The following is a 9,619-nucleotide window of genomic DNA, read 5'->3' on the forward strand; positions in this document are numbered from 1 at the left end:
AGCGAGCAGGCCGAGACGTTCTGGCCAATCTACAGCCGCTATCGCAACGAAATAGATGGCTTGCACAAAGACTCGTTCCAGTTGCTGGTGGAGTACGCCCGGGCCTATGGCTCCGGAGCCGTCAACAACCAGGACGCGGCCTCGATGCTCAAAACCTACAAGACCTTGCTGGAGAAACAGCACAAGGTGTTGTTTCGCTACATCGACCAGGTGTCGGTGAGGATGTCGCCGGTGATCGCCATGCGCTTCCTGCAGATCGAGACCCAGTTGGATGCGATGGAGGTGCTGCAGACCGGGAAGCAGATCCCGCTGATCAAGTAGGGGGGGCATCACAGGCCGGCTGGGGCGATCCAGCCGGCCTTTTTCATGGATGTCTGCCCGACTTGGCATTCAGGGCGACACTGCCGTGCAGGAACATCTGCTCCAGGGAATGGGCGGAGTTGGCGCTGGCCGCACGCCCGCGGCGTTCAGCGTCGACCATGCCGTAGATCAGGTTGATGAACAGCTCGGTGAAGGCCGCGGCGCTGATATCGATACGAAACACCCCCTGGTGCTGGCCGCGCAGGAAGAACGCATCCAGATCTTCGATATAGGATGCTTCCTGCTCCAGCATCGGCCCCTTGGGGCGATGTTCGAACATCAGCAGAGCCAGCAGGTCGCGGTGGGTGAGATGTTCGCGGATCAAGTGACGCAGGGCGTCCAGCGGTTCAGCGGCGTGCAGCCAGGCGTTGCTGGTGATGTCGGCGAGCACGTTCTTGGCATGCAGCTCAAGTTGCTGTTCCAGGTTGGCACGGGTCCCGTAGTGACGGTTGAGCGTGGCCTTGCTCACTCCGGCCAGTTCCGCCAGTTCCTTCATGGTGGCACGTGGGTGGTTGACTAGCGCAGTGGTCAGCTGTTTGAGAAGGCGGGCGTCATGCAGTGTCATGGGGCGTTCGGGGCTTCAGGCAAGTGAGGAGGTTCCTAGCAAGAAACACTCCTTGCCGGCATCCGCGCATTGTAATCGCTTGTTTGAGTCTATGCAGGCTCATTTGTGACAGTAATATTTTAAAGGGCTCACTTTGGTCTCATGCTCGGTCGCGTTAGCCTGGGTCATGACCGCCCGACCGGCAGCCGGCGGGCTGATTTTTACCCCAGGCACCTAAAGTTCGGACGTACCCGGCAGAAAACCCCTAGGCAACGCCAGGCGCTGGTCCAGCCATGATCGCGCCCCTGCCTTGACCCCGTGCATCGGGAAGCTCCGGCCGCCCTGGTATCCCGGGCGTCATTGGCGGCTGTCCGCCATCACGGCAAGCGGCCCCTTCGATTTCCGGACTCCCCAACGCCATGAATGCCTTGCTGTTCTCACCGTTATTGCTGGGTACCAACATCCTGATCGCCAGCGCGATCATCTGCCTGGCCCTGTGGTACTACTCGCGCCCCTATCCGGGACCCGGCCTGTGGACCCTCGGCATACTGCTGGTGGGGCTGGGCCAGTTGCTGCTGCTGTTCGGTGGCCATTGGGCCGGGCTGGCGTACAACGTGTTGAGCTACAGCCTGCTGACCTCGGGGGAGGCGGTGCTGGTCATCGGCGTGTTCCGCTTCCTCGAGCGTCCCGCGCCCTGGTGGCTGGTGCCGGCGGTTTGCCTGACCGCCGTGCCCTGGCTGTTGTGGCACTGGCTGGGCGAGCCGCTGGAAGCCGAGCTGGTGGTGGCCTTGTACACCTTCGTCAGTGCCTTCGTCCGGGCATTGGCCTGCCGTGCGTTGTTGTGCCTGCCGGGCGATCGCCGGTTGCGCAGCGTCCGGATCTTCGCCGCGTTGATGTTCGGCTTGCTGGCCTTGAGCGCAGCCGCCAGCGGTGCCCTCGATCTGCTCCAGGCACTGCGGCCGCGCGCAGGCCTGGAGGCGGCCACCGAACTGCTGGCCTTCAACATCGGCTATCCGTTGTGGATCCTCTGCCTGTTCGGCCTGACCCTGCTCAGCCTGCGCCGCTTCCTGCTGGCGGCCGAGCGCAGCGCGGTGCGCTTCGAGCGCCTGATGAACATCACCAGCGCCGCCGTGGTGATCGTCCGCGACGGCCGGATCGTCGATGCCAACCCGGTGCTCAAGCGCTTGTTCGATTGCGAGCGCGAGCATTACCACGAACGCCCCCTGGAGTACTTGTTCGAAACCGATGCCGACCTGCAACGACAACTGGGGCGGTTCGATGGGGTGCCACAGGATCGCGTGGCGGTGCGCCATGACGGCAGCCAGTTCGCCGCCGAACTGACGGTTGCCGCCCTGGACGATGGTACCCAGGTGGCGGAGATCCGCGATGTCAGCGGGCGCAAGTCCCTGGAACAGGAGCTGCGCCAGACTGCCGCCAGGGATGCCTTGACCGGTGTCCTCAACCGCCGGGCCTTCATCGAACGGGCCAAGCTCGAGCTGGCCCCGGACCGTCGGCAGGGGCGTTCGTCGTGCCTGGCGATGCTGGATATCGACCACTTCAAGCGGATCAACGACAACCACGGCCACCTGGTGGGCGACCAGGCACTCAAGGCCTTCAGCGCGGTTTGCGAAAGCCAGGTCCGGCGCACGGACCTGTTCGCCCGTTATGGCGGCGAGGAGTTCGTATTGCTGCTGCCACAGACCAACCGCGAGCAGGCCCTGGCCTTGCTCGAGCGCTTGCGCGAGTGCTGGAGCGCGCACCGCTTGGCGCTGCCTGTGGGGGAGCTGGCGTCCACCGTCAGCATCGGCATGGTCCTGATCGACCAGGAGACCTCCCTGGAACATTGGCTCAGCCTGGCCGACCAGGCGCTGTACCGGGCCAAGCACGAGGGCCGCAACCGGACCCGGGTGCATGCCGTCGATTGACCTGCAAAGCTGCGCCAGCACCCAGCGGCAGGCCGGCAACATCGACTCGCCAAAGGTGCTGCTGCAAACAGGCATCCAGTTGCCCGGGGCGATACCTGGATGTGAGTTCGTTCTCCCGGTTGTTTCGCGAACGCATCGGTATCAGTCCAGGCAGCTATCGCGAGCGTTTCGCCAGCGGTGTTTGAGAGGACTACCGTCGGTCAAAAAAACTCTCCAGGCCGATATAACGATTGGCAATTTGCCCAGCAGTACAAAGAGCACAAGAGCAATTATTTGTTAAGGCGGGACCAGAAATGGAGTCGAATAAGTTGCAGGTCGCTATATCGATAATGATTTTCCCGGTTGATCGGAAATAGTCTTGAGTGTGATTGGCTATATCCCACGCAAGTCGCCGTCTTGTGGCTGAACAAGTTTCTGCTAGTTTTGGAGTTCGGCCTTGAAGCCGGCGTGCCAGCGGCTTTCTCTAATATTCAATGACCTCTCAACTCCTTGATATCCATGGTTTTCATATGAACCTATGGCGGCTTTCGAGTGGAAGGAATACTGACTGGGAATGAAGTTTCGGGGCCTTCAAAACTAACGAAATGGATATATCCAGGAGTGTGTCATGGACGACGAACAGCGCCTTGCACAAGGTATTGGTCAGCATGCGGGCTTGCAGCCCATCGCGATTGTCGGAATGAGCTGTCGTTTCGCACCGCAACTTTCCAGCCTGGAGAGTTATTGGGACTTTCTGGTTCAAGGCCGCTGCGCGGTCGGTGACTTGCCCGGCGAACGCTGGGCCGATTATGAGAACAGCAGTCCCGAAGTCGCGGCGGCGCTGAAGAAAGCCACGCGCCGTGGATGCTTCATGGAGCGGATCGATCACTTCGATCCGGGATTCTTCGGTATTTCCGCCCGCGAGGCGCAGTCCCTGGACCCGCAGCAGCGGATGATCCTGGAACTGGCCTGGGAGGCGCTCGAGCACGCCGGTATCCCGCCATCGACGATCAAGGGCAGCGAGGCCGGGGTATTCGCCGCCGCCAATTCGTTCGACTACGGGCACCGGATGCTGGCCGACCTGAGTCATATCGAGCCCTGGGTGGTCAACGGTGGGATGTTGTTCGGCATCGCCAACCGGGTGTCCTACATCCTCGACCTTCACGGCCCCAGCCTGGTGGTCGACACCGCCTGTGCCGGCTCGCTCACGGCGCTGCACCTGGCCTGCCAGAGCCTGCGCGATGGCAGTACCGGGCTGGCCCTGGTGGCGGCGGTGAACCTGATGACCTTCCCCGGCATGAGCCTGGCGCTGGATGCCTCGGGTGCCACGGCGGCCGATGGTCGCTGCAAATCCTTCGATAGCGCTGCCGACGGTTATGGCCGCGGCGAAGGGGCGGGGGTGCTGGTCCTCAAGCGCCTGGACGATGCACTGCGTGACCAGGACCGGATACTGGCCCTGGTCCGGGGTTCGGGGGTGTTCCAGGACGGCCACAGCGCCGGGATGATGGCGCCCAACGGCGAGGCCCAGGAGCTGATGCTGCGCCAAGTCTATCGCCAGGCCGATATTCCCTGTGCCTCGGTGCAGTACGTGGAGGCCCATGGCACCGGCACCCGCCTGGGGGACAAGGCCGAGCTGACGGCGATCTCCCGGGTGTTCGGCAGCACGCGCAGCGGCGGCGAGAGATGCCTGGTGGGCTCGGTCAAGCCCAATATCGGCCACCTGGAAGCGGGCGCCGGCATCGCCGGCTTGATCAAGGCCGTGCTGGCGCTGAACCACGGACAGCTGCCGCGCAGCTTGTACGAGAACCTGACCGACGAAGTCGACTGGAGTACCTCGGGCATCGAGGTGGTCTCCAGCCTCAGGCCATGGCCGGACACCGGTTCGCCCAGGCGGGCGGGAGTCTCGTGTTTCGGCGTGGGCGGCACCATCGCCCACGCGATCATCGAGGCTGCGCCGGTGACGCTCCAGGCACGGCCGAGTGCCCGGCCGCTTTCCGGTGCGCGGCTGTTCCCGCTGTCCGGCCAGGCGCCGCAGAACCTGCGCCACAGTGCCGCGCGCCTTGCACACTGGGTGCAACAGCACCCCGAGGCCGCGCTGGAAGATATTGCCCATACCCTCGGGCAACGACGCGCGCACTTGCCTGCCAGGGGCGCATTGTTGGCGAGCAATTCCACGGAGTTGCTCGAGGCCTTGGGCCAGATGGCGGCTGGCAGCGATAGCGAGCGCTGTTTCAGCGGCTCGATGCTGGACGGGCGAGGGCCGGTGTGGGTGTTCTCCGGACATGGTGCGCAGTGGCAGGGCATGGGTCGGGAGCTGCTGGCGAGCCAGCCGGTATTCGCCGCTGAACTGGACAGCCTGGCCGAGGTGTTCAGCGCCGAGCTGGGGTACACGCCTCGCGAGGCGCTGGAGCAGGGCGCGTTCGATTCGGTGGAGCGTATCCAGGCCACGACCTTCGCCTTGCAGCTGGCCTTGGCGGCGCTTTGGCGCAGCCTGGGGCTCGAACCCCGGGCGGTGATCGGCTATTCCACCGGTGAGATCGCTGCGGCGGTGGTCGCCGGCGCCCTGGACAAGCCATCGGCCGCGCGTTTTGCCTGCCGCCGGGCGGCGCTTTACCAGCGTTTGTCTGGCCAAGGAGCGATGCTCATGGTCAACCTGCCATTCGCCGAGGCCGCCAGGCGCCTGGAGGGGCGCGCACAGGTGGTCGCGGCAATCGCCGCCAGCCCCTCGTCCACGGTGATTTCCGGTACGGCCGGCGAGGTCGAGCGGCTCGCCGGTGAGTGGGCCGAGGAGGGGTTGGTGCCGCGGCGCGTGGCGAGCGATGTGGCGTTCCACAGTCCACACATCGACCAGCTCCTGGAGGACATCCGCCAAGCCGCTGGCGAACTGCGCTGCCTGACGCCGCGCCTGCCCCTGTACAACTCGACCCTGGACGATCCCCGGGCCCTGGTACCTCGGGATGCGGATTTCTGGTGCGCGAACTCACGTAACCCGGTGCTTTTCGAGCAAGCGGCGACGGCCGCCCTGGAGGACGGCTTCGAGCTGTACCTCGAGGTGTCGAGCAAGCCCATCGTCGCCCACGCCCTGAAGGAGACCGCCGATGCAGGTGGGCGCGAGCATGTACTGGTGTGCCCGAGCCTCAGGGAGGGGCGCCCGGAGTACCCGGAACTGCTCGCCAGCCTCGCTCGTCTGTATTGCCACGGCGCCGACTTGCAATGGCCGGCTCCGGGAGTCTTGCTCGATCTGCCGAGCATGGGCTGGAACCACCAGCGCTACTGGACCACGGCCTTGCCGGTGCGGGCCAACCTGGGCAAGGGCCACGATCCGCTGCGGCATTCGTTGCTGGGCAGCCACCAGCTGGTACGCAGTGCGCCGCCCTGTGACATCTGGCGCACGCGGCTGGATTTCGAACTGCGTCCCTATCCGGGCAGCCATCCGATCTGCGGCGTGGAGATCTTGCCGGCGGCGGTCTTGCTGAACAGCTTCATGCAGGCCGGGACGCGGGACGGGCAACTGCCGACCCTGCGTGACGTGGTGCTGCGCACGCCCGTGGCAGTGGAAGGTACGCGGGATATCCAGATTGTCAGGCAGGGCCAGCAGATCCGCCTGTGCAGCCGTCTGGACGATGAGGCGGCGCAATCCGAGCAGGAGCGCGAGCTGGGCTGGTTGACCCATACCACCGCCAGCCTGGACTGGAACACCGAGCTGCAAGGCCCGGCGCCCGAAGTGGCGGCCTGGCAGACTCACTGCCGCGAGTCGCTGGAGTGGCCGCAGCTCGAGCCGATGTACCGGCGCCGGGGTATCGCCGACTACGGCTTCCGGTGGCATATCGGTTCGTTGCGGCGCGGGCCGGGCCGGCTGATGGCGACGATCCGGGCGCAGCTCGGTCCGACCCAGGCCAACAGCTGGGCGGTGGTGCTGGATGCCGCGCTGACCAGCCTGCCGCTGTTGTTGCCGGATGACGATCTGTTGCGCATGCCGGCGGCTATTGCCTCGCTGTGCGCGAGGCCTACGCCGCCGGAGATTTTTACCCTGTGCGCCGAACGGGCGCCGCGCACTGGCGAGCGCCAGCCCATCGACCTGCTGGTGCTCGATGAGCGGGGAGAGCTGGCCGCGCGCATCGAAGGCCTGGTGTTCATGACGGTGGACCGCCAGGATGAACTGGCCCGCGGCAGCAGTGCGACGGTGTTCGTCGAAGACTGGGAGACCTGTCGCTTCGAGCCCCCCACCGAGCCGCTGCCGCAGTTGCTGCTCCTGGGACCGGACGACGACGCCGCGCAGCGTTTGTCCCTGGGGTTGCGTCGGGCCGGGATCGAGCATGCCCGGGTGCGAGACGGCGCCGAATTGCGCTTGAATGGGCAGCCGACGCTGGTGCTGGTGCTCGGTAGCGCACCGGCAGACGATGAGGCGTTGCCGGATGCGGTCGAGGCCAATGCCTGGAGACTGCTGCAAGCTACGCAGCAGGTCCAGCGCCTGGCCCTGGAGCAGCCATCCCTGCGCCTGGGTTGCGTGACCTTCGGAGTCAAGGCCATGGCCAACCGGATCGCCCTGGCCCAGTCGCCGCTGTGGGGCGTGGCGCGGATCGTCGCCGGCGAACAGCCAGGCCTCTGGGCAGGCTTGATCGACATCGACCCGGCAGCCTTGAACAGCGACAGCACCTTCGGCCTGCTACGAGGCGCCCTGGGGCACAAGAGCGAGGATGTGCTGGCCATCGGTACCCAGGCCTGCCAGGTCCTGCGCTTGCAGGAGGCAGTCGCGCCAGGACCCAAGGGCAAGCCGCAATGCGTTCCGCATGCCAGCTACGCCATCACCGGCGGCTTCGGCGCCCTGGGCCTGCAGGCCGCCCAGTACCTGGTGAACCAGGGGGCACGGCGCCTGGTGCTGATCGGCCGCCAAGGCTTGCCGGCACGCAGCGCCTGGCCCGCGCTGCAGGATCCGCAACAGCGCTTGGTGATCGACGGCATCCGTGCGCTGGAGCGCCAGGGCGTGACGGTGCTGCCCCTGGCGCTGGACATCGCCGATACGGCGAAGGTGGCCGAGGCGTTGTCCGAGTCGGCCCTGGGCCTGCCGGCGATACGCGGTGTGGTGCACGCCGCTGGCGTCTTCAAGGGCGGCATGATCGAGCATCTGCAGCGCGCCAGCCTGTCCCAGGTGCTGCGGGCCAAGGTCACCGGGACCCTGGCCCTGGAGCGGGCATTTCCTCCCGGGAGCCTGGACTTCCTGGTGCTGTTCTCCTCCAGCGGGCAGCTGGCGCGTCCCTCGGGGCAGGCCGGTTATGCCGCGGCGAATGCCTTCATGGATGGCTTCGCCAGGTATCGGGCCGCGCAGGACGGTCAACGGACCCTGAGCATCGCCTGGATGGCCTGGGAGCAGTTGGGGATGTCCAGCCATATCGACGCGACCCTGCGCGAGTGCGCGGCCAATGGCCTGGGGGCTCTGAGTATCCCCACGGCACTGGCGTCCTGGCAGTTGGCCCAGGACTGTGGTGCACCCTATGCGGCGGTATTTCGTGTGCAGCGCTCGGCGGACCTCGGCCAGCCACTGCCGGTGTTGAGCCGGCTGCTGTGCGACGCCGCGCCAGAGGCGGCGCAAGCGACGTCACTCGATCCCTGGCGCGCGGTGCCCGACGAGCAGCTTGGGCAGTGGCTGACGCAAGACATCCAGGCGTTGATCGCGGCTGAACTGCGTTGCGCCCCCGAGGACATCGACCCCCAGCGGTCGCTGGTGGAGAAGGGCATGGATTCGCTGCTCAGCGTGGCACTGCGGATTCGCCTGAAGCAGCGCTACCGGATCGACCTGCCGGCCACGCTCATCTGGAACCACCCGACCGTGGAGGCCATTGCCCGCTACGTGCGCCAGGCACTGGCCTAGCCCGTAAGGCAAGCCGGCCCGGCGCCTGCCAGGCCAGGCAGCGTTGCCGCGACCGGTAGATTTCTCATGCAACCGACAGGAAACCGCCATGCAGAATACAACGGCCAGCTGGACCGCGATCTACACCTCCATCGCCCGTGCCGCCCACCAGGTACTGGACCAGCACCCCAAGGTGGTCGACGATCCGGTGGTGGTCGGCCTGGTCGAGGGCTCCAGTGCGGCGCAGATCCAGGCCCGGGCCGACGACTTCCAAGGGCCGGTGCAGTGCCTGGCCCGGGCGTTGTTCGTCATGCGCAATCGCTTGGCCGAAGACGAACTGCATCGAGCGGTAGCGGCTGGGGTGGGGCAGTACCTGATGCTTGGGGCGGGCTTGGATACTTTCGCCTATCGCCAGCCCGACTGGGCCCAGGGCATACGCCTGATCGAGGTCGACCATCCGGCCTCCCAGGCATGCAAGCGCGGTTACCTGCACGCGGCGCGCATCGGCATTCCACGCAACCTCAGCTTCTGTGCCATGGATTTCGAGCGCGTGACCCTGCGCCAGGGCCTGGAAACCGTCGGCTTCGATCCCCAGGTGCCGACCTTCCTGTCCTGGCTCGGCGTCACCCAGTACCTGGAGCGGGTGGCGATCCAGCGCACCCTGGAAGATGTGCTGGCGCTCCCGGCCGGTAGTGGCCTGGTGATGAGTTTCATCATCAAGGATCCAGGGCTCGATGGCCTGGACCAGGAGGCGGTGCAGGTGTTTTCCAGCCTGGCGGCCGCTCGCGGCGAACCCTGGATCAGCCGCTTCGACCCCGGGCAGTTGCAGCACTGGCTGCTGGAACTGGGGTTTGCCGAGGCGCTACTGGTCGCACCGGCCGAGCTGGAGCAACGTTACTTCGCCGGGCGCACGGACCGCCTGCGGGCACCGGTCTTCGAACAACTGGTGATCGCGCGGGTATA

4 protein-coding genes and 1 pseudogene are annotated in these 9,619 nt (G+C 65.8%); 4 read left to right on the forward strand and 1 reads right to left on the reverse strand.

Annotated elements, in window-relative coordinates; genetic code table 11:
* Positions 1–321 (forward strand): annotated as a pseudogene (locus H7A76_RS31985) (transcriptional regulator); the annotation flags it as partial.
* Between the two features lie 43 nt (positions 322–364).
* Here the strand turns inward: H7A76_RS31985 and H7A76_RS31990 are convergent.
* Positions 365–925, reverse strand: a complete 561-nt coding sequence (locus H7A76_RS31990; protein WP_185702211.1) for a TetR/AcrR family transcriptional regulator — start codon at positions 923–925, stop codon at positions 365–367.
* Positions 926–1,323: 398 nt separating this feature from the next.
* On the opposite strand from H7A76_RS31990, the gene H7A76_RS31995 reads away from it, so the two are divergent.
* From H7A76_RS31995 to H7A76_RS32005, 3 genes are all read left to right on the forward strand, one after another.
* The gene (locus tag H7A76_RS31995; protein ID WP_185702212.1) at positions 1,324–2,829 is read left to right on the forward strand and encodes a sensor domain-containing diguanylate cyclase; all 1,506 of its coding nucleotides are present in this window, start codon (positions 1,324–1,326) and stop codon (positions 2,827–2,829) included.
* 607 nt (positions 2,830–3,436) lie between these two features.
* Complete coding sequence (locus H7A76_RS32000) at positions 3,437–8,677, forward strand: type I polyketide synthase (protein WP_185701272.1); 5,241 nt, start codon at positions 3,437–3,439, stop codon at positions 8,675–8,677.
* An 88-nt stretch (positions 8,678–8,765) separates the two neighbouring features.
* The coding region (locus H7A76_RS32005) for a class I SAM-dependent methyltransferase (protein WP_185701273.1) at positions 8,766–9,619 on the forward strand (854 nt) is incomplete at its 3' end.

The organism is Pseudomonas sp. MSSRFD41 (assembly GCF_014230245.1).
In the GTDB taxonomy this organism is placed as follows: Bacteria; Pseudomonadota; Gammaproteobacteria; order Pseudomonadales; family Pseudomonadaceae; genus Aquipseudomonas; species Aquipseudomonas piscis.